This window comes from Ochrobactrum sp. SFR4 (assembly GCF_019730395.1).
Taxonomy (GTDB): Bacteria; Pseudomonadota; Alphaproteobacteria; order Rhizobiales; family Rhizobiaceae; genus Pseudochrobactrum.
Genome location: NZ_JAAPBB010001418.1, coordinates 1 through 234 on the forward strand (window position 1 = coordinate 1; position 234 = coordinate 234).

Consider the following 234-nt stretch of genomic DNA (forward strand, 5'->3'; position numbering starts at 1 on the left):
GTCCCTTGCGTCAGGATTTCTGTTCGATCTGTTGCGTGCCTTCAGCACGTGCCACCCGAACGTGCAGGTCGACCTTATTGACGGCAATCCGCCCGAGCACATCGCGGCTGTCCGGAAACTTTGTCTGGACGTCGCATTCATCACGGGAACCGCGGCATGGGATGGCTGTGAGGCGGAGCATTTATGGTGCGAGAAGGTTTTCGTGGTGCTGCCCGATAACCACCCTTTGACGGG

General features: G+C 58.5%; 1 protein-coding gene. It reads left to right on the plus strand.

Going from position 1 to position 234, the window contains the following annotated elements:
• On the plus strand, positions 1 to 234 hold a 234-nt coding region (locus tag HBA93_RS23705; RefSeq protein ID WP_286202179.1), incomplete at both ends, for a LysR substrate-binding domain-containing protein.